The 19,929-nt window shown below is 71.6% G+C and carries 15 protein-coding genes; 9 read left to right on the plus strand and 6 right to left on the minus strand.

Features of this window, described 5'->3' with window-relative positions:
* Window positions 1-505: 505 nt before the first annotated feature.
* Both ACYVD5_RS26120 and ACYVD5_RS26125 read right to left on the minus strand, forming a co-directional pair.
* On the minus strand, window positions 506-1,168 hold the full coding sequence (locus tag ACYVD5_RS26120) for a TetR family transcriptional regulator (RefSeq protein WP_461003819.1): 663 nt from the start codon (window positions 1,166-1,168) through the stop codon (window positions 506-508).
* Window positions 1,169-1,637: 469 nt separating this feature from the next.
* Window positions 1,638-2,009 carry a hypothetical protein gene (locus ACYVD5_RS26125; RefSeq protein WP_461003806.1) on the minus strand — a complete coding sequence of 124 codons (372 nt, stop codon included), beginning with the start codon at window positions 2,007-2,009 and terminating at the stop codon, window positions 1,638-1,640.
* A gap of 553 nt (window positions 2,010-2,562) precedes the next feature.
* Between ACYVD5_RS26125 and ACYVD5_RS26130 the strand changes: the two genes are divergently transcribed.
* The 3 genes from ACYVD5_RS26130 to ACYVD5_RS26140 all read left to right on the plus strand — a co-directional run bounded on the left by ACYVD5_RS26130 (window position 2,563) and on the right by ACYVD5_RS26140 (window position 4,682).
* Entirely contained in the window at window positions 2,563-3,420 is an 858-nt protein-coding gene (locus ACYVD5_RS26130) for a helix-turn-helix domain-containing protein (protein ID WP_461003807.1), read from the plus strand.
* Between the two features lie 10 nt (window positions 3,421-3,430).
* On the plus strand, window positions 3,431-3,625 hold the full coding sequence (locus tag ACYVD5_RS26135; RefSeq protein WP_461003808.1) for a DUF397 domain-containing protein: 195 nt from the start codon (window positions 3,431-3,433) through the stop codon (window positions 3,623-3,625).
* Between the two features lie 247 nt (window positions 3,626-3,872).
* Window positions 3,873-4,682 carry a UTRA domain-containing protein gene (locus tag ACYVD5_RS26140; protein ID WP_461003809.1) on the plus strand — a complete coding sequence of 270 codons (810 nt, stop codon included), beginning with the start codon at window positions 3,873-3,875 and terminating at the stop codon, window positions 4,680-4,682.
* 165 nt (window positions 4,683-4,847) lie between these two features.
* On the opposite strand, the gene ACYVD5_RS26145 is transcribed toward ACYVD5_RS26140, so the two are convergent.
* Complete coding sequence (locus ACYVD5_RS26145; RefSeq protein ID WP_461003810.1) at window positions 4,848-5,654, minus strand: hypothetical protein; 807 nt, start codon at window positions 5,652-5,654, stop codon at window positions 4,848-4,850.
* A 438-nt stretch (window positions 5,655-6,092) separates the two neighbouring features.
* Between ACYVD5_RS26145 and ACYVD5_RS26150 the strand changes: the two genes are divergently transcribed.
* Genes ACYVD5_RS26150 through ACYVD5_RS26160 form a run of 3 tightly spaced genes read left to right on the plus strand, consistent with a single transcriptional unit; the run spans window position 6,093 to window position 9,383 of the window.
* A complete protein-coding gene (locus ACYVD5_RS26150; RefSeq protein WP_461003811.1) occupies window positions 6,093-7,379 on the plus strand; it encodes a glycosyltransferase family 4 protein in 1,287 nt (428 codons plus the stop codon).
* A 25-nt stretch (window positions 7,380-7,404) separates the two neighbouring features.
* Entirely contained in the window at window positions 7,405-8,151 is a 747-nt protein-coding gene (locus ACYVD5_RS26155) for a class I SAM-dependent methyltransferase (RefSeq protein ID WP_461003820.1), read from the plus strand.
* The gene (locus ACYVD5_RS26160) at window positions 8,148-9,383 is read left to right on the plus strand and encodes a prenyltransferase (RefSeq protein ID WP_461003812.1); all 1,236 of its coding nucleotides are present in this window, start codon (window positions 8,148-8,150) and stop codon (window positions 9,381-9,383) included. Before ACYVD5_RS26155 ends, ACYVD5_RS26160 begins: the two co-directional genes overlap by 4 nt.
* A 34-nt stretch (window positions 9,384-9,417) precedes the next feature.
* Here the strand turns inward: ACYVD5_RS26160 and ACYVD5_RS26165 are convergent, their stop codons facing one another.
* Window positions 9,418-10,599: a TetR/AcrR family transcriptional regulator gene (locus tag ACYVD5_RS26165; protein ID WP_461003813.1), complete on the minus strand. Its 1,182-nt coding sequence runs from the start codon at window positions 10,597-10,599 to the stop codon at window positions 9,418-9,420.
* A gap of 170 nt (window positions 10,600-10,769) precedes the next feature.
* Between ACYVD5_RS26165 and ACYVD5_RS26170 the strand changes: the two genes are divergently transcribed.
* Entirely contained in the window at window positions 10,770-12,017 is a 1,248-nt protein-coding gene (locus tag ACYVD5_RS26170) for a cytochrome P450 family protein (RefSeq protein ID WP_461003814.1), read from the plus strand.
* A gap of 19 nt (window positions 12,018-12,036) precedes the next feature.
* Here the strand turns inward: ACYVD5_RS26170 and ACYVD5_RS26175 are convergent, their stop codons facing one another.
* The gene (locus tag ACYVD5_RS26175; protein WP_461003815.1) at window positions 12,037-12,885 is read right to left on the minus strand and encodes a helix-turn-helix transcriptional regulator; all 849 of its coding nucleotides are present in this window, start codon (window positions 12,883-12,885) and stop codon (window positions 12,037-12,039) included.
* A 100-nt stretch (window positions 12,886-12,985) separates the two neighbouring features.
* Here ACYVD5_RS26175 and ACYVD5_RS26180 point away from each other — a divergent pair, with 100 nt between their 5' ends.
* Together ACYVD5_RS26180 and ACYVD5_RS26185 are read left to right on the plus strand one after the other, a co-directional pair.
* Window positions 12,986-13,747: an SDR family NAD(P)-dependent oxidoreductase gene (locus ACYVD5_RS26180; RefSeq protein WP_461003816.1), complete on the plus strand. Its 762-nt coding sequence runs from the start codon at window positions 12,986-12,988 to the stop codon at window positions 13,745-13,747.
* 137 nt (window positions 13,748-13,884) lie between these two features.
* Window positions 13,885-15,183: a M24 family metallopeptidase gene (locus ACYVD5_RS26185; RefSeq protein WP_461003817.1), complete on the plus strand. Its 1,299-nt coding sequence runs from the start codon at window positions 13,885-13,887 to the stop codon at window positions 15,181-15,183.
* A 111-nt stretch (window positions 15,184-15,294) separates the two neighbouring features.
* On the opposite strand, the gene ACYVD5_RS26190 is transcribed toward ACYVD5_RS26185, so the two are convergent.
* Window positions 15,295-19,332: a transglycosylase domain-containing protein gene (locus tag ACYVD5_RS26190; protein ID WP_461003818.1), complete on the minus strand. Its 4,038-nt coding sequence runs from the start codon at window positions 19,330-19,332 to the stop codon at window positions 15,295-15,297.
* Window positions 19,333-19,929 lie beyond the last annotated feature (597 nt).

The raw sequence follows: 19,929 nt of genomic DNA on the forward strand, positions 1-19,929 counted from the left end.
CTCGTGAGACAGGGCCGGGTCCTTCACTTCGACGCCGCAGCCTCACGAAAGATCGAGGTTAATTTTTGGGCATTACTGCATGATCGCTCCCGTACACGGCCCCAGAAACGGATATAAGGGATTACACGGTCCCCCTCCCAAGAGCCGAAACAGCCATATATCCGGCAGCCATAGAACCTTTGACCGTCGGTGCGCCGGGCCACCCGCCCGCTGCTGCTCCCCACGCCCCGGACCGGTGACAGCGGCCCCGAGCCCGCGCGGCCGTCGCCGCCGCTTTTCCAGTCCAGGCCGCCCTCAGGCCGACCGCAGACAAGGCCGCCCAGCGGACCCGCGTCCAATACCCCCAAGTCCACACGGCTCCTCCGGGGCCCGGAACGGTCGGCCACCGGCCTCCCGGCCTCCCGGCCTCCCGGGCTCCCGGCCTCCCGGTCTCATAGCCAAGCCGACCAACGGGAACGGGTAATAGGCAATAGGCAAGCCGTTCCGAGAACGGATCGACGGAGCCTCAGCAGTGGGCAAGGAGCGGCTCGGCCGCGATCTCCAGGCGCGACTGGACCTCGGCGATGTCGCGGTCGCCCTTCAGGACTTCGAGCAGTTCGAAGATCCACACGCTGGCCAGCGAAGCCACGCGGATGTAAGCGGGGTCGCTGCGGTCGAGCTGCTGCGGCTCAGCGGCGGTTTCCGGGGACGGCGCGGCCGCGGCCTCGGGGCCGCCGGCGTCTGTTCCGGGCTCCGCAGCGGCCTCGCCGCCCGCGGGCGCGGACCCGTCCCCGGCGGCCACCCGCCAGAGCAGGTCGGTGATGCGGGTGCCCAGCTCGGTCTTTGCCTCGGCCATGATGAGCGACCGCACGAGCGCGTCGGCGAGCTCGGGCTCGCGCAGCAGTCCGCGGGTGGCCCGCATGAGGACATCGACCGCCCGCCCCGCGGCGGTGTCGGCGGTGGGCGGGCGCCGGCTGATGCTGGTCTCCAGCAGGTCCAGTTCCTCGGTGACCACCGCGACGACCAGGTCCATCTTCGAGGGGAAGTACCGGTAAAGCGTGCCCAGTGCCACCCCGGCGCGTTCGGCGACCGCGCGCATCTGCATCGCCTCGACGCCGCCGCGCAGCGCCAGGGCCGCCGCCGTCTGCACGATCCGCTTGCGACGCTGGTTCTGGCTTCGGGACCGCATTCCGATCGGCGCCTGCTGGACCGCCACGCCGGATCTCCCATCGTCGTCATCCGCGGGCCGCACCCGCCGACCCCCGAGCCCTTACAAGAACACGTTATCCAAGGATCCCCTACCAACTCGGTCCACCACAACTGCGTGTCGCACCACATCACCCCGAGTTGAACCGGCATTCCGCCACGCAGTCACACCATTCCCCCTGCCCGCCCAGCAGAAGTGGAATACGTTCTAGTCTGCTCGGAGTCCGGCCGGTGCCTCGACAACCAACGCGGGCCTCCCGCCCGACTCCCGATCGGCTCCGCCCCACCGCCATCGGTTTGCCTCCCTCGGGTCGGGCGGCCATCTCAGCTCTCCGCGCTATCGCGGCCGCATGGGGGTGCCCCGCACCCGCGGTGGGCACGGGTGCGGGGCGGTGGGGTGGCCGCGGCCGTGGCCCCCTCAGTCACGGCCGCGACCGGTCAAGGGCGCCCGGTCAGGTCGGGAAACCCGGGCGCGCGGTCCCCGTGCCGGGGTCCGGGCCGTCGCGGTCAGGCCGGGGATCCGCGGCGGCGGCCCGGTCGCCACCGGCGCCGGGCGGACGGCCGGATCCGCCCGCACGGGTGCGGGGCACCGCCGGCGCCTGCCCGATGGGCCAGGGCCGAGCGGCGGCCACCGCGGTACACCGGCCGCGCACCTGGTCGACATCGGCGAGCGCATCGGCGAGCAGCGCCCGCAGGAACACCTGGTCATCGGCCGCCGCGAAAGCGGCCGCGTGCAGCTTCCCGGCGACCGCGGCCAGCCGGGCCGTATCGACAACCGACAGGTGCGTGCGGTCACCGGCCTGCCCGCCGGATACGGCGGCCATCACCGCACCCCCGCCAACTCGCGCCCACCGCCACCACCGCGGCGCGGCGACGGATCACACCCCTCGCGCAGGGCCACCCACGCGCGCACCGACCCCGCCAAATCCGCCATATCGGCACGATCACCACCCCTCGACGGAGCAAAGGACGACTCGGCACGCAGATTCTCAGCACGGATACCGCGAGCGACGGCCGCCTGCGCGGACACGGACGGCGGCGCGGAGCGCAGCACGTAAGGCCGGACACGCGGAGCGCGGGCACGTGCGGTGACGGCGCGACGTGGCACCGGAACCAGCAGGCGCCACCTTTCTTGGATGAGTTCGGACAGTTTGCGCATACGGAACCCCTTGGGGGTCAAGCCGAGCTGGGTGAGCTCGGCGGGATCATCAGGTGGATCCATGGTCGCGCAGAGTGACTATATTTGCAATATTCATAGTGAGTGGATATTCCATGCTGAACAGAAAATCCAGAGCGCTATGAGAGGTGCACTAAATGTCGGAATCACGATCACTCAGCGTAGGATCGGGGCGCCGTCCACGAAGGAGCCCGGATCAATTGGCCGCCAGTCCGACACTGCGACGCCGCCGCCTCTCGCGGCACCTCGATCACTTGCGCACCAAGACCGGCCTCACAGCCGCGGAGGTCGCCAAGCGCGCGAAAAAGCTGCGCCCCGACCGGCCGTGGTCCGCAGCGAAGGTCGTGCGTGTTGAAAACCGTGAGTGGAAGCGGCTGTGGAGCGACGACGTATTGACACTGCTCGACATCTACGAGGTCACCGACAAGGCGCAACGCGATGCGTACGTCCGCCTGGCGCTGGAGGCTAGCCAGACCGGCTGGTGGGTCGGTTACAAGGACATCCTCGGCAACGGCGCCTACGTCGACCTCGAAACCGAGGCGTCGCGCATCCGTACCTACCAGGCGCTTGTGGTCCCTGGGCTTCTCCAGACCGAGGGGTACGCACGTGCGGTCATCATGGGTGACACCGTGACCGATGAGCGTGAGATCGCACGCCGGTTCGAGGCCCGCATGATGCGCCAGCAGGTTCTGGCGCGCAGCGATGGTCCGCGGCTACACGCGATCCTTGACGAGGGCGTATTCCGCAAGCTCCCCGCGGATGTCGCTGCCGAACAGATCCGCCACTTGATCGAAGTGCAGCAGCCGTCAGGACGCGTCCAAGTACAGGTATTGCCGGACTCGGTCGGCCCTCATCCGGGCATGGCCGGAAGCTTCGTGATCCTGGACTTTCCAAGTGACCCAAGCACGGTCTACTTGGAGCACGCCATGAGCGGATTGTTCCCGGAAGACCCGATCGAACTGGAACACTACGCCACGATCCACGATCATCTGCAGGCGAGCGCGCTCCCGGTAGACGAATCAGCCGCCTTCATGGAGCGCATGCTCACCGACCGGTAGAGGAACACCAATGTCCAATACACCCCACCTGCATTTCCGCAAGTCCTCCTACTCCACTGGCAAGGGGCAGGACTGTGTCGAGGTTGCCGACGCCGTCGGCGCATCCGCGCTCCGGGACAGCAAGCATCCTGACCAGGGCCACCTGATGTTTCCTGCCGGTGAATGGGATGCGTTCATCGCTGATGTTCGCAGCGGCCGCTTCTGATCCATCCCCGCGACGGCAGCGGCCCCCGGCGTGTGCCGAGGGCCGCTTCGTGCATTTACCTGATGTATCCCGCGCTGAGTATATCGATCGATCGGCGCACAGCACCGCGAACGTTTCTTCGGCCTACCGCCCACTCCCCCACCCGAAAGGCGTGCGTCCTGCGGCACGGATGCGTTGCCAGCCGATGTCGAACCTTGGATGCTCGACACCATCGACAACGCCTGCCGCAGCCAAGACCGAGGACATCATGGACGCACGGACACTGCACGACATAGCCGCCATATCCGACCCCGTTGAACGCGCCCGTGCCGCGTCAGCGGCGATGGCCGGCCTGCAAGGGCAGAGCGTGGAATTGTCGCGCATCCGCCGCGGCGCCATCGTCGCCGCGCAGGACTCCGGCATGCGCCAGGACGAGATCGCCCGCCTCTTGGGCGTCACACCCGGCCGCGTGTCCCAGATGAAGAAGGCCGGTGACGGCGAGCACCGTGCTCCCAGCGGCCCCGTCGAGCCGCGACCGCGTGTGCTCGTTGAGCGCGGTCTGCCCACTCCTCCGACTGTCCGCGGGTCCAAGAGCCTGTATGTGACCGAGGCCGACCGGCAGGGGCTCACACCCGAACGGAAGATGCTGTATGTCGGCCAGGAGCCCTCCAGCGACCACGTCGCGGCGGCGCTGCGAGTGGAGCCCGGCGACGCCGTGATCGCCCGCCGCAAGATGTTCTGGGCGAACGAGGTCCCGGTGCGCATCGCCACGTCGTTCTTCCGCGTCGACGTCGGCGAGGGCACCCGGCTGGATGGTGAAGGCTTCGTGCTGCCGACTCTGCAGGACGCCATCGAGGACCTGGGACACCGGTTCGGCCACGCCACGGAGACGTTGACCGTACGGCCACCGACACCCTACGAGGCCGACCTGCTCGACGCCGCCGGCGAATGGGTGGTGCAAATCCTGCGGGTGAGCGTAAGCACGGAGGACACGCCGATACACGCGCTGGAGACAATCTGCGCCGCCTCGCGCCACACGTTCCCGATCGGGCAGGTGGCCGGCAGCGACCAGTTCTGAGGCTCACAGCGTCCCGACGGCGTATCCCGGCGGCGGATGCGGTACATGGCGTGGTGGCGATCGTCATCGATATCGCCGAGTACTCCGCCCGGGATTCCGCGGTGTGCCGGCATCCGGCGCGAGCCTCCCGACCGGCGGCTCCGTGGGCCGGCGGATGCGGCCTGGCTAGTGGAGGCTCATCGAGAAACCGTAGTGGAGGCAGCGCCCGGGGACGGGGAGTTCCGCGGGGGTGCCCGGCACGGGCAGGCCTGCGGGTAGGCGGGTGCCGGTCAGTTCGGGGACGGTGACGGCGCTCCAGTCCACGCCGTGCCCGGTCAGGCATGGGCCGAGGCAGATGGAGCTCACCACGGCGCCATCCACATAGGTGACCAGGACCGGCGGTTCGTCGAATCCGGTCACCTCGGACAGACTCCGCCACGTGTCGCAGGCCCAGCGGAACTCGTCGGGGTCGGACGCGACGATGGTCGCGAGGTACAGCATGGACCCGCTTCCCACCTCGTCCGTCAGCAGGTGGAAGCTGTACCCGTTCTCCGCGGGAGGCTCTTCGCTCATCCCGAGCCGAACCGCAAGCTCCTGCAGTCCGGCCTCGGCAGCACCGCCAGGGCCGACCGCGCGGATCCGGGCGAGCAACTCCTGCGCCTCGGCCCGTCTCCGCTCGACGGGGCCGGCGGCCTCGTCCGCTCCGCTGTCCGCCGCACCGTGCGGGTCCGGGTCCAACCCGTTCTCCCCATGGGACACCTGCTGAACCAGCCGCCCGGCCAGCAGGGTCAGGGCCTCGATGTCATCGGGGTGTGCCTGCACCGCGGCGCGCAGCCAGCGCTCTTCGGGCCAGGTCGGGCCCTCTTCCAGGGAGGGTGCCAAGGGGTTCGTCGCTGTCAGGCTCAGCAACCGCCCCAGCTCCCGCGCCGCCCGGGAATCGCCTGCAGCCGCCGCGGTCTCCAACCGTCTGATCCCCGCATCACTGATCGCCATGGGCCGCATGTTACGAGCCGCCGCCGACGGATCGGGCCCGACGCGTGCCGCCCCGCCGTCTGCAAGCCGGGCAGGCGACCGCCGCCACTACCTCCCCCGCACAGGGCGGGCCGCCCCGCCGCAATTGCCCGGGCGGTACCGGCGATCGTGGGTAGGGGTGCCAGGGATTAAACTGGCGAGTAACATGCGGGCGCGCGATCGAACCCGTCTTCTGGCGGTCCTATGCAGCCGACAGCAGCGAGCGACCAGCGGTAGCGGAACGCGCGAGCGACGAACGAGGTGAAGCAGTGACCCTGCCGGTGCGACCAGCGTCACCGCGCCCCCGCAGCAGCCCCGGCACCACCGGTCCGCCCGGCGCCGCCGCCGCGCTCACCCCGCTGGGCCGCGCCTTGCGCGCGGTCCTGCCATCCGCCACAACGCTGTCGATGGGTTAGTCCTATGCCGCACCACGACCGCGCTCTGCGCGTCGCCCTGCTCTCCTACCGCAGCAAGCCGCACTGCGGCGGCCAAGGGGTCTACGTCCGCCACCTCTCCCGCGAGCTGGCGGCGCTGGGCCACGACGTCACCGTCTTCTCCGGCCAGCCCTACCCCGAACTCGACGCCGGGGTGCGCCTGGAGAAGCTCCCCAGCCTGGACCTCTACAACGACGACGCCCCGTTCACCACCCCGCCGCTGCGGCAGTGGCGCGACTGGATCGACGTGCTGGAGGTCGCGACCATGTGGACGGCCGGCTTCCCCGAGCCGCTCACCTTCTCGCTGCGCGCGCTGCGCGAACTCCGCCGCCGGCTCGGCGAGTTCGACGTCGTCCACGACAACCAGACACTCGGCTACGGCCTGCTCGGTATCCGTGCCGCGGGCCTGCCCCTGGTCACCACCATCCACCACCCAATCACCGTGGACCGCCGCATCGAGGTGGAACAGGCCACGGGTTGGCAGCGCATCGGCAAGCGCCGCTGGTACGGCTTCGTGGGGATGCAGGGCCGGGTCGCCCGCCGGTTGGACCCCGTGCTGGTGCCGTCGCGGTCCTCGGCCGACGACATCGTCCGCGAGTTCGGCGTCGACCGCTCGGCGGTGGACATCGTCCCGCTGGGCGTCGACACCCGCTGCTTCCACCCGCGCCCCGACGGCGAGCGCGTCCCCGGCAGCATGGTGTGCGTGGCCAGCGCCGACAGCCCCATCAAGGGCGTCGCCACCCTGCTGCGCGCCACGGCCAAGCTCGGTACCGAGCGAGACGTCTCGTTGACGGTCGTCAGCCGCCCCACCCCCGGCGGAGCCACGGACCGGCTCGTCGACGAGCTGAGCCTGCGCGACCGCGTCACCTTCGTCAGCGGCATCGACGACACCGAACTGGCCGACCTGCTGGCCCGGGCCGAAGTCGCCGTCGTACCGTCCTTCTACGAGGGTTTCTCGCTGCCGGCCGTCGAGGCCATGGCCTCCGGCACGCCGCTGGTCGCCAGCCGCGCCGGAGCCATCCCCGAGGTGGTGGGCCCCGACGGCGAGGCCGCCGTGCTGGCCGAACCCGGCGACCCCGAAGACCTCGCCGCCGCCATCGGTGGCCTGCTCGACGATCCCGACCGCCGCAGGGACATGGGCAAGGCCGCGTGGGACCGCGTCCAAGAGAGGTTCACCTGGCGGGCGGTCGCCGAAGCCACCGCCCGGCGCTACTCCACCGCTGCCGCCGATGCCGCCCGCGGCCGCGCCGACGACCCCGCAGCCCGGCTGTGACCCGCACGATTCCAAGGAGCCAGCACTGATCACCGTCGACTTCTCCCTGCTTCCCGTGGGACCGGGCGACCGTGTCCTCGACCTCGGCTGCGGCGGCGGCCGGCACGCCTTCGAGGTCTACCGCCGCGGCGCCGACGTGGTCGCCTTCGACCAGAACGAGAACGGCCTCGCCGAGGTCGCCGACATGTTCGCCGCCATGCGCGCCGCCGGCGAAGCACCGCCCGAGACCGAGTCTTCGGCCGAGACCGTTAAGGGCGACGCGCTCGGCATGCCTTTCGACGACGGTTCGTTCGATCGCGTCATCGCCGCCGAGATCTTCGAGCACATCCCGCACGACACTGCGGCGATGGCCGAGCTGTACCGGGTCCTGCGGCCCGGCGGCATCGCGGCGGTCACGGTGCCGAGCTGGCTGCCCGAGCGCCTGTGCTGGGCGCTTTCGGAGGAGTACCACACCAACGAGGGCGGCCACGTCCGCATCTACACCCGCGCCGAGCTGGAGGCCAAGCTCAAGACCGCCGGTTTCGAGATCGGCCCCCACCACCACGCCCACGCCCTGCACACCCCCTACTGGTGGATCAAGTGCGCGGTGGGCACCACCAACGACGACCACCCCGCTGCCGCGGCCTACCACCGGATGCTGGTGTGGGACATGATGCAGGCCCCCAGAACCACCCGCACCGCCGAGCGGCTGCTCAACCCCGTGATCGGCAAGAGCGTCGTCGTCTACCTGCGCAAACCGCGGCGCGGCGGCGGCGCGGAGACCACCGGATGAGCGGCGGCACCTTTCCCGACGGCGGCACCGCCCCCAACACCAACACCGCAATCCCGCACAGCGGCGGCCCGCACGACGGCACCGGCACCGGCGTCCCGCTCAACGGCCACGCACACAACGGTGCAGCGCCCGGCGGGCGCGGCGGCTCTCCGGCGGCCGGCGGCCGCCGCGTTCCCGAACTGCCCGGTGTCCTCACCGCCGCCGACATCGCCCGCACCGCCGACTACCTGCTCGGCGCCCAGACCCCCGACGGCGCCATCCCGTGGTTCCCCGGCGGCCACACCGACGTGTGGGACCACGTCGAGTGCGCAATGGCGCTGGCGGCGGCCGGCCGCACCGGCGCGGCGCAGCGGGCCTACGCGTGGTTGGCCGCGGTCCAGCTCCCCGACGGCTCCTGGCCCGCCAAGCTGCGCGGGAACGAGCCCGCCAGCCCGCTGCGCGAGGCCAACCACGCGGCCTACCCCGCCGTCGGTGTCTGGCACCAGCTCCTGGTCACCGGCGACGAGGAGGCCGCCGCGGCCATGTGGCCCACCGTGCGCGCCGGGGTGGAGTTCACGCTGGCCCTGCGCGGCGACCGGGGCGAGATCCGCTGGGCGCGCGACGCCGAGGGCAACGCCGGCGACCACGCGCTGCTCACCGCCTGCGCCAGCATCCACCATTCGCTGCGGTGCGCCGCCGCGCTCGGCGAGCGGCTGGGCAGGCCCCAGCCCGACTGGGAGCTGGCGGGTGCCCGGCTGGGCCACCTGCTGGCCGAGCACGAGTCGGTCTTCGCCGACCGCAGGCGCTACTCGATGGACTGGTACTACCCGGTCATCAGCGGCGCGGTGCGCGGCGCGGCGGCGCACCGGCGGCTGGAGGCCGCGTGGGACACCTTCGTGGTCCCCGGCTTGGGTATCCGCTGCGTCAGCGACCAGCCGTGGGTCACCGGCGCCGAGACCTGCGAGCTGGCCCTGGCGCTGGTCTCGCTGGGCGAGACCGACCGCGCCCGCGGGCTCGTCGCCGACATCCAGCACCTGCGCGACCCCGACGACGGCGCCTACTGGACCGGCTACCAGTTCGCCGAGGACGTGCGCTGGCCGGTGGAACGCAGCACCTGGACCTCAGCCGCGGTCATCCTCGCCGCCGACGCACTGAGCGCAACCACCCCGGGCGCCGAGGTCTTCACCGGCCGCGTTGAGGTTCCCGCAGCCCCTGATCCCGACTCCTGCGGCTGCGCGGCGCTGGTGCATTAGGGTTTCCGTTGATGACCATGTAGAAATGCCGGTCTCAGCTTTGATTTTTGGGCATTTCCGCAGGGTCGGTGCGTCGCTGTTGATCGCCGCCGCGCCGATCGTCCGGCCGCGGTGCCGCCGCGGTCCGGTCGAGCGGCGCAGCCGGCCCCGCGGGCCCGCTCGCCGCCGCCGCGTGGCCGGCGCCCAGCCCTTCGGCGCGGGCCACGATCCGGCCCGCCTCGATACGCACGGCGGTCTCGGTGGCGTCGCTGATACCGGTAACCCCCGCAGCCGCGGCCACCTCGCCCGCCTCGTCGCAGACCACCCGCAGCCGCGGCCACGCTGTGGCGGGTAGGGCCTGGCGCAGCAGCACCCTGATGTCGGCGAGGGCCATGCGGGCCAGCGGCCCCAGTTCGGCGGGCGCGCCGGAGACCACGACCGCGGTGACGGCCGCCCCTGGCGGGGCCGCGCGCACGGCGTCCTCGGCGGCCGCGAGCCGGTGCAGCCCCAGGACCGCGACAACGCCGTCGGCGGCGAGCGCGGCGGGCTCGCGGCGCAGTACGTCGAGCGCCTCCGGCGGGTTCCACACCTCGCCGGCCGGCTGCGACCGCGGCACGATCGGCGGGGGCCCGCACCGGTCGCCCAGGTCGAGTTCAGCGAGCTGCTCGCAGGCGCTGACGATGTTGAACGGTTCAACGAAGCCGGGCGCAGCCGCGGCCATCCGCCCGGCGCCGTGCAGCGTGGTCAGCGCGGCTTCGGCCATCCGCACCCGGCGCACGCCCGCCTCGGCAGCGGGGCTGAGCCGCTCCAGGCCCAATCCGAGCAGGACCGCCTGCAGTTTCATCAGTTGGGCGAAGGGGCGGCTCGTCGTCTCGTCGGTGCGGATTTCCGGGATGAGGTCCGTCCCGATCCGGGCCGCAGGGTCGTCGGCGGTGGCCAGCGGCAGCCGGGCGACCCAGGCGCGGGCGAGTGCCCGCAGCGCCTCGCGGGCGGTGAGAGCGGGCTCCGCCGGTTCGGGCGCGGTCGTGTCCTCGGCGAGGCGGGCCAGGACGGCGAAGTAGAGCGCGCGCTTGCCGGGGAAGTTGGAGTAGACCGCGCCGCGGGTGAGTTCGGCGCGTTCGGCGATTCCGTCGATCTTGGCGTCGCGGAAGCCGCGATCGGCGAACTCGTCGCGTGCGGCCGCCAGCACCCTGGCCCGGTTGCGCTCCTGCGTCTGTGCTCTGGTGAGCCGGCCCAATCGTCCTCCCCTACCGCCTTCTCCTGGCAGCGGACTCACGATACGGTTAACATCCAGATGACGCGATCATCTGTTTTAAGCATCCGAATGTTTAGGGCATTCGGATGCGGGCGGCGAGAGCGCGCAAGCACCGCCACCAAACCCGTCCCCTCCGCCCCTTTGGAGCAGCGATGACCGATAACACCCCGAACGCCGACGGCACGTGCGAGATCGACCTGATGTCGCCCGACGTGATCGCCGACCCGTTCGCCGTCTACGGGCGCGCCCGCGAGCAGGCGCCCGTGGCCCGCCTCACCGTGCCCGGCATGGACCCGATGTGGGCCCTGCTGCGCCACGGCGACGCCCGGGCGATGCTCACCGACCCCCGGTTCGAGCTGAACGCCGGCACCTTTGCCATGCGCCCCGACGTGCCCGCGGAGTACCGCCCCTTCATGCGCAACATGGGCGAACTGGAAGGCCCCGAACACCTGCGGCTGCGCCGGCTCGTCGCGCCGGCGTTCACCCCGCGCCGCGCCGCCGCGTTCCGGCCCCGTATCCAGGCTGTTGTCGACGACCTGCTGGACCGCCTGCCGCAACACGCCGAGAACACCGGCGACGGCGGGCACGGCGCGGTCGACCTCGTCGCGCACTTCACCCGCCCGCTCCCGATCGAGGTGATCTGCGAACTGGTCGGCATCCCGCACGCCGACCGCCCGCAGTGGCGCGGGTTCGGAGCGGTCATCGCCGCCGGATCGGGCGACGGGTTCGCCGAGGCGGTGCCCGCGATCATCGACGGCGCCAAGGCCGCTGTGGCCGCCCGCCGCGCCGACCCCGCGAACCCCGGCGACGACCTGCTCACCGACCTGATCGCCGCCCAGGCCGACGACGGCGACCGGCTCAGCGACACCGAGATGGCCGCCCTCGTGTGGAACATCGTCCTTGCCGGGCAGACCCCCACGAACCTCGTCGCCAACGGGGTGGCCGAACTGCTGGCCCGTCCCGACCAGCTCGCCGCGCTGCGCGCCGACCCCGCTCTGCTGCCCGGCGCCGTCGAGGAGCTGATGCGCTGGTGCGGACCCCAACTGCTGGCGATGCCCCGGTTCACCCGCGAGGACGTGCGGATCGGCGGTGTCGCGATCGGCACCGGCGAGCGGGTGACCGCGGCCATCGCGGCCGCCAACCGCGATCCCCGCGTCTTCACCGATCCGGAGACCTTCGACGTCACCCGCGCCCCCAGCGGAGCCGGCCAGCTCGGTTTCGGCCACGGGCCGCACTTCTGCCTGGGCGCGTCCCTCGCCCGCGTCCAAACGGAGGTGGCCCTGGAGTCGCTGCTGCGGCGTTACCCCGGCCTCGCTCCCGCCGCCGGGTCCCCGCCGCACGCCGACCGCGCGCCCGACCCCGGCACCTGGCGGCTGCGTTCGCTGCGGACCATGCTGTGACGCCCGGTCGGCCGACCGGTCAGCCGCTCACCGACATCTGCTGCGTGCCGGTGACACGCAGCAGGTCCAGGGCGGAGGCCTCGCGCGTACCGGCCGCCGCCGAGTAGACGATCAGCTGCTGGTCGGTGTCGGGCAGCAGCAGGGTGTCGCAGTCCAGGACGAGCGTCCCGAGGTCGGGGTGGTCGACCGTCTTGTGCATCGACCGCCGCACCACCGAACGCCCTTCCTCCCATATGCCCCGGAACCGCTCGCTGCCGGCGAGCAGCTCATCGAGCAGCGACCGCAGCTCCGGGTCGTCCGGGTAGCGGGAAAGCGCCGTGCGCAGCGACCCGACGGCCTGCTGCGTCGTCGTCTCGGCCTCCTCGGGGCTGAGCACCACCCGCTCGGCGCCGGTGCCGAAAAACCGCTGCCAGACGATGTTGCGCTGAAGGCCGGGCAGGCGGCTCAGGTTGCCGACGAGCGCGTCGGCCATCAGGTTCTGCTCCAGCACGTCGCCCTTTGCCGACAGGACGAGTACCGGCAGATCGGTCAGCCGCTGCAGCAACCGCAGCACGCTCGGCCGGACCGACATATCGATCCGGCCGGCCAGCGGCGGGGCGCTGCCCGCGAGCCGGAACACCTGGTCGCGTTCGTCGGTCTCCAGCCGCAGCGCCCGGGTCAGCGCCGTCAGTACCTGGGTGGACGGCTGCGGCCCGCGGCCCTGCTCCAGGCGGACCACATAGTCGACGCTCAATCCGGCGAGCTGGGCCACCTCCTCGCGGCGCAGCCCGGGCACCCGCCGCCGCGGGCCGGCCGGCAGACCGGCCTCGGCGGGTGCGATGCGTGCCCGGGCGGCCTTGAGGACGCGGGCGAGCTCCAATCGGTCCATGCGCCCATTGTCCCCCCGTTCGGCGCAGGCATCCTGGGACGGCCGCTCCCAGTCTCGGGCATCTCTGGATAATCCCTGGTCAGGGCACCATCGTGGCACCATGAGCGAATACGGCACCACATCCCACAGCGCTTCCGGCACCGCGTCCGGCAGCACGACCACCGTCCTGATCACCGGCGCCAACAAGGGCCTGGGCTACGAGGCGGCGCGCCGCCTCGGCGCGCTCGGTTGGCGCGTCTTCCTCGGGGCCCGCGACGAGACCCGCGGCCGCGAGGCGAGCGAGCGGCTCGCCGCCGACGGCGCGGACGTGGTCTTCGTCCCGCTGGACGTCACCTCCGACGACTCGGTCGCCGCGGCCGTGCGGACGGTGCGCGAGAGCACCGACAGCCTCGACGTGCTGATCAACAACGCCGGGACCACCGGCGACCGCATCACCCCAGCGGAGACCGAGCCGCAGCACCTGGTCCCCGTCCTCAGCACCAACGTGGTCGGCCCGGTCCGCGTGACCCACGCGTTCCTGCCGCTGCTGCGCGCCGGGCACGACCCGCGGGTGGTGATGGTCTCCAGCGGATCCGGATCGCTGGCGATCAACACGGACGGCGAACGGAAGAAGTCAAGCTTCACGCACCTGATGTACCCGACCTCCAAGGCGGCCCTGAACATGCTCACCGTCCAGTACGCCAAGGGCGTCCCGGAGGTCCGGTTCAACCTCGCCGACCCCGGCTTCACCGCCACCGACCTCAACGGCCGCCAGGGCACCCAGACGGTCACCGAGGGCACCGACGCCATCATCGAACTGGCGACCACCTCCCCCGGGGAGACCGGGCGCTACCGCGACCGCAAAGGCGCCCTGCCCTGGTGAAAGCGGTGAGCGGGTGCGGGCGGGGCCGGGCGGAGGCGGCCCCGCGCCCGCGCACCGCCGGCCGGCCCGGGGCCGGTCCCAACCGGTCCGGGCCGACGGTGCCCGAGTGGTTGTTGCGAAACCTGAGGAGAACAGCTTTGAGCGATACAGCGGTACCGACCTTCTCTATGGCCGAACGCGACCGCCGATGGGACCTCGCGCGCGCGTTCATGGCGCGCGAAGGCCTTGACGCGCTGCTCGTCTTCGGCGAGCACGAGGACGCCGGCCCGGCACCGTTCGCCTTCGACACGTGGTTCACCAACGGCAGGGCCGGGACGACGGTGGTCTTCCCGCGGGACGGCGACCCGATCTCGCTGCTGCCGATGGAGATGTTCGCGCGGGACCACCTGGAGTCCACGCGCAGGGGCGACACCATGTGGATCCCGCCGCAGCAGGTCCGGTCGGAGCGCGGCTCGCGCGCGGTCGCCGACACGCTGCGCGAGGCGGGCCTGGCCGCGGGGACCATCGGTGTCGTCGGGTTGGAGCCCTACCCGCCCTGGCACCCTGAGGGCATCCTGCCCTACCGGATGTGGGACAACATCCTGCAGGAGTTTCCCAGCGCCGAGTTCAAGCCCGTGGCCATGGCCCTGTCCCGGCTCATCATGCCGCTGGGTGCCGAGGAGGTCGCCGCCGTACGCCACTCGGCGGGCATCGGCGATGCCATGGCGCGCGCCATGGTCGAAACCGCCGCCGCCGGTGTTTCCGAAGCCGAGGTGTATGCGGCGGGTATGGCCGCCGGTTACGCGCGCGGCACGGTCCCCGCGGCCATGCACTTCTGGTCGGGCCCCGACCCGCTCGCTTCGGGGCTGCCGCAGTGGGCCTACCGCCCGCAGGCGCCCCGCACCCTGCGGGACGGCGACACCATCTCCGCCGAGGTGTTCGCCAACTTCGGCGGGCGCCACACCCAGCACCAGGTCACCATCGCCATCGGCGAGCCGCACGCCGACCTGGTGCGCGCCGCCGGGGTGGCGCGCGCGGCCTACGACGCGGGCCTGGAGGCGCTGCGCCCCGGCCGGACGTTCGGCGACGTCGTCGCCGCCGTGCGCGGGCCGCTGGAGGCGGCCGACGGCTGGGAGTTCGGCCCGGCGCTGCATGCGCTCAACCCGGCCATCGCGCTCAGCGGATTCCCCGCGGACGCCGGCCGCCGGATCCCCGGCGCCGATGCCTACCCGCCCGAGGGCGAGCACCGCACCATCAACGCCGGCCTGGAACTCGAACCCGGAATGACCTTCGCCTTCGAACCCAACTACGCCTTCGGACGGCACCTGGCCTACATCGGCGGCACGGTCGTCATCGGCGAGGACCGGCCGATCGAACTGAACCCCTACACCGCGCAGATCCTGCGAGCGCAGGGGTCGGCCGCTCCCGCATCCCCCGCAGGCCGCGCAGCGCGGTGAACCGCCGCCGGGCCGGCCGGCCCGCGCAGGCCCGGCGAAATGGGGCCGCGCCCGCAGGACCGAAGGCGGGCCGGAGCGATGTGCTCGCTCCGGCCCGCCTCGTTGTCGGTACTACTCGGCCGGCGGTTCCTCTTCCTGCCCCGTTCCATCATCCGGGAAGCCCGGGAACTCCGGCGGTGCCTCAGGGGTGTCCGGCGGCGGAGGCGGCGGCTCGACCGGGGCGGACGGCGTATCCGCGGGCGGCGGCTCCGCGGCCGGCGGGTCCTCGGGCCGGGTTTCCTGGTCGCCGGGGTCGGCCGGGTCGCTCTGCTCCTGCGACGGGGGCGGGTCGGGAGCCAGGTCGTGCATTTCGCCGCCGTAGCTGGGCTCGGGGAACTGCTTGACCTCTTTGCCTTCCATGGCCCGGGTCATGAAGTTGTTCCAGATTGAGGCCGGCAGTGTGCCGCCCGACAACGCTCCCCAACCCGGAACCGAGAACGGCTGGTTGTTACCGTTGTACACCCCCACGGCCGCCGAAAGCTGCGGCGTGAAACCGGCGAACCAGGCGGCGACGCTGCTGTCGGTCGTCCCGGTCTTTCCGGCCGCCGGACGCCCGGGCAGCGCCGCCGATGTGCCGGTGCCGCTGCTGACGACCTGCTGCAGCGCGTAGGTGACGTTGTTCGCCGTCTGCTCGCTGATCGGCTGGGTGGTTTTCGGCTCCGGCCGTTCGTTCTCGCCGTCCTTGTTGACGACCTCGCGGACGACGTGGGCCTCAACATGCTCGCCGCCGTTGGCGAAGGTCGCGAAACCGCTGGCCTGGTCGACGGGGCGCACGTTGGAGACGCCCAGCGCGATCGTAGGGACCACTTGGTCGTCCTTGATCATGCTCTTGGGAATGCCCACGGAGTTCGCGGTCTTGCGGACGTTCTCGACCCCGACCTCCTGCGCGAGCTGCACATAGCCGGTGTTGAGCGACATCCGCGTGGCCTCGACCAGGGTCGTCGGCCCGTGGCTGGTGTGGTCGTAGTTGGCGATCGAACTGCCCGCGACCTGGATCGGGGAGTTGCCGTTCACGGTGCTGTTGAGGCTGTAGCCCTGCTCAAGGGCGGTGGCCAGCACGTAGGGCTTGAACGCCGAACCGGCCTGGGCGGCTCCGTTGAAAGCACTGTCGTACTGGTTCTCGATGTAGTCCTTGCCACCGTAGAAACCGACGACCTCGCCGTTGCTCGGGTTGATGGCGGTAAGCCCCGCCTGGACCCCGTCCGGCAGCGAACCGACGTCGACCGTGTCCTCGACCGCGGTCTTGGCCATCTCCATGGTCTGCTGGTCGAAGGTCGTCACGATCTTGTAGCCGCCGCGGTTGAGGTTGTCCTCGGTGTAACCCAGATCCTTCAGCTCCCGCATGGCCTGCTGGAGCATGTAGCCCTTGTAACCGCTGAGGTCGGTGCTGTTGGCCGGGCGCTCCTCCTTGGGCTTGGGGAACTCCATTTTGCCGGCCTCGGCCTGGGTGATGGAGCCCTCCTCGACCATGCCGTTGACCACGTACTCCCAGCGCTTCTCCATCTGCGGAGTGGTATTGCTGTCGGCCTGGCCGTAGAGGGTCGGCTGCTGGATCGCCGCCGCCAGGAACGCCGACTCCGACGCGGTGAGGTCGCCGACGTCCTTGTGGTAGTACGCCTGCGCAGCGGACTGGATGCCGTAGGCGTTGCGGCCGAAGTAGATGGTGTTCAGGTACTGCTCCATCACCCACTGCTTGTCCATGTCCGCCGACTGGTCGACCTTCAGGGCGATGACGATCTCTTTGAGCTTGCGGACGATGGTCTGGTCGCGGCTGATGCCCTCGAAGTAGTTGCGGACGAACTGCTGGGTGATCGTGGAACCGCCCTGCACCTGCTCGCCGGTGACGGTGACCCACACGGCGCGGGCGGTGCCGGTGATGGACACGCCCGGCGAGGTCCAGTAGCCGCGGTCCTCGGCGGAGATGACCGCCTCCTGGACCTGCTCGGGGATCTCCTTGTAATCCACGGGTTCGCGGTCGACCCCGCGCTCGGCGAACTGGGTCTTGCCGTCGGCGTAGTAGAAGGTCGAGCCCTGGTTGACGGCATCTTCCTTGGCGACGTCGGGCACCGGGATCGTCGCGTAGGCGATCCCGAAACCGCCCAAGCCCAGCACGGCCAGGATCCCGAAGGTCAGCAGAGTCGCCCGGGTGATGCGCCACCACAGCGGTTTCTTGGTCTTCGGCTTCTTGCCGCCCTTACCGCCGCCGCCCGGAGATGTCGGGCCGCCGGGGCCCGGCGGGCGGTCCGGGCCGGAGGGGCCGGACGGGCCTCCCGAAGCGCTGTGAGCCGTGTGCGCGCCCGGCTCGGCGGCGGATCCGCCCGCCGCAGCGCTCCCGGCGCCCTCGGCCGGGCCACCGGAGGAGGAGGCGCCCGGAGAGGACGCGCCGACCGCGCCGAAAGTTGCGGTCGCACCGGCATCCGCAGCCGGCGAAGGGGCACCTGCCGCACGGTCGCCGCCGTAGCCGCGGGGGGCGCCGGCGGCGCTGCCCTGGGAGGTGGGCGCGGCACCTGCGGGACCAGTGGGGCCGGCGGTGCCCGAAGAGGCCGCGGGGGCGGAGGGGCCGGAACCCGCGGAACCGGGTGTGCTGTAAGGACTGGACGGCCCGGAGCCGGTGGGACCGACTGCGGCCGCGGCGGAGCCGGAAGCGGCACCCGCGCCGGCAGCTGCGGCGCCACCGGCGGCGAGACCCGCCGCACCCGGGCCGTAGCCGGAGCCTGCGCCGCGATCCGACACGGCACCGCTGGTGTTGCCGGTGTTGCTGGTACTGCCAGCACTGCCAGTGCTGCCAGTGCTGCCGGACTGGCCGGTGCCGGTCGGCGCGCCGGACGTTCCGAACGGGCGTGGACCGGCGCTTGCGGCCGAGTCGTCGCGGCCCGCTGCGGCACCGTCGCCGGACCGCTGCGGATGCCGATCTGCGGTGCCCGCCGCCTCGGATCGAGTGCCGGCGGCGGTTTGATCAGGGTGGTCGGGGGTGTCGGGGTGGTCGAGCCGCGTGGAACTCGGGTCGCGCGGCTCGGCGGCCGAGGGGGGTTCCTGCCGGCTGCTCCACGCCGATCCGGCGGTCGGGCCGGCGGGCCCGGCGGCCCCTGAGTCCGCGGGGGACGTTCCGCTCTGCGGCTCGCCTGCACCGTCGTCGGCGGCCGGGGCCCCAGCCGCCGTGTCGCGCGTGCCTGCGCGCGGGGTGAACCAGGAGCGCGATTCTTCGGCTTGAGCCTGGCCACCGTCTGCAGGTGCGGACTGCGCACCACCCCCGAGACCCCCGCCGAAGCCGCCAAGGCCGCCGGCCGCGCGCTCAGCGGTGCCCGCGGGTCGGGGCTGGCTCGCCTTGTCGTCGCCGTCGGCAGTGTTGTCGGCAGCGGTGGTACCCGCCGGGGAAGGCGGAGTCGCCGGCGCGCCGGAGGAGGCGGAGTCCGGTTTCGGGGTGCCGGTGTCGGTGGGTTCGGTGCCGGAGGCAGCGGCGGCCGTCGCTGCCGCGTCGGTGGCGGCGGCGGTATCGGTGGCTGGTTCGCCGGTGCTGCGGGCCGCGGCGGGTTCGGCCCGGTCGGCTGCAGTCGGTGATCCGGCCGCGGATTCGGCCGCGGATTCGGCAGGAGTTCCCGCCTCCGCAGCGGTACCCGGCTCGTCGACCGCGGCCGCCGCAGTGGTGGTGGACTTGTCGGCCGACACGGTATCCGCGGCAGCGGGCTGCTGCGCGCCTGCGGAGTCGGGTTCGGCCCCGCCCTGTTCCCGGCCGGTTTCCGGCGCGCCGGCTGCTGTGTCCGCGGATTCGGTGGAACCCCAGGTGCCGTCTTCGCGGAGGTTGAAGCCCTGCTCCGCCAGTGTGCGGGCTACCCGGTCGCGGAAAAAGGTGCCGCTGTCCTTGAAAGCGCTGGTGCCCGATGCGGCACCGGCCTCACCGGCCTCACCGGGCTCGTCGGCGCCCTCGGCGCCTTCCGCCTCAGGGACCTCGGCGGCGGGTTCGGACGGGGGCGTGCCGCCGGCAGCGGCAGCAGAGGGGGCGGCGGCAGCTTCGTCGCGTCTTTCAGGGTTCTCGGCGGCAGGCTCAGCAGGCTTCCCCCGACCCTCGTCAGTCCCCTTCTCTTGGGAGTCGTCGTCATGCTCGTTCATCATCGCAGCACCATCGGGTCGGTTCTGGCGGTCGTCGGTCTTCTCGCCGGGACCGCGACCGGAGCCACTCCCCCGACGCACTGCTTCCCCCGCAGCACGACCAGCATCATCAGGTGTCTCAGCGTCGTGGCGCGGCGTTTTGTCGCCGTCGCCGTAAGTGCTATCGCTCAGTTGGTGGCCCCCTGGCACTCTCGATTCGCCCCACCGCTTCCATAGATAGGACGCACGGACGGGCCGAATCGGTTCAGCACAATCTTGTATCGTAAGCAGGTTCGGCACGGCGGGGGACTTGCCGGAACCTGTTGGACACGATACCCGCACCGATCGGTACGGCCGCCACCGGAATGCCTGCAGTTAAGCCAACGGTGTGGTTACAGTCCACTGGGAACTACACCGGGTAACCAATCCCATGCCGCGCCCGGAAGCACCGGCGCCGGACGCACGCCGGCAAGAAAGCCGGGAGGTCGCACAGCGTTCGATTGCAAGCACAGCTGCGTGCGCAACCCACTCCAAAATACCGTCCTCCATGTTAGGAGGACATAAAAAAAAGGGGGCGGGCCCCAAAGGACCCACCCCCAAATTTCAGAAAAAATGCGGCGG

Source organism: Streptomonospora sediminis (assembly GCF_054778995.1).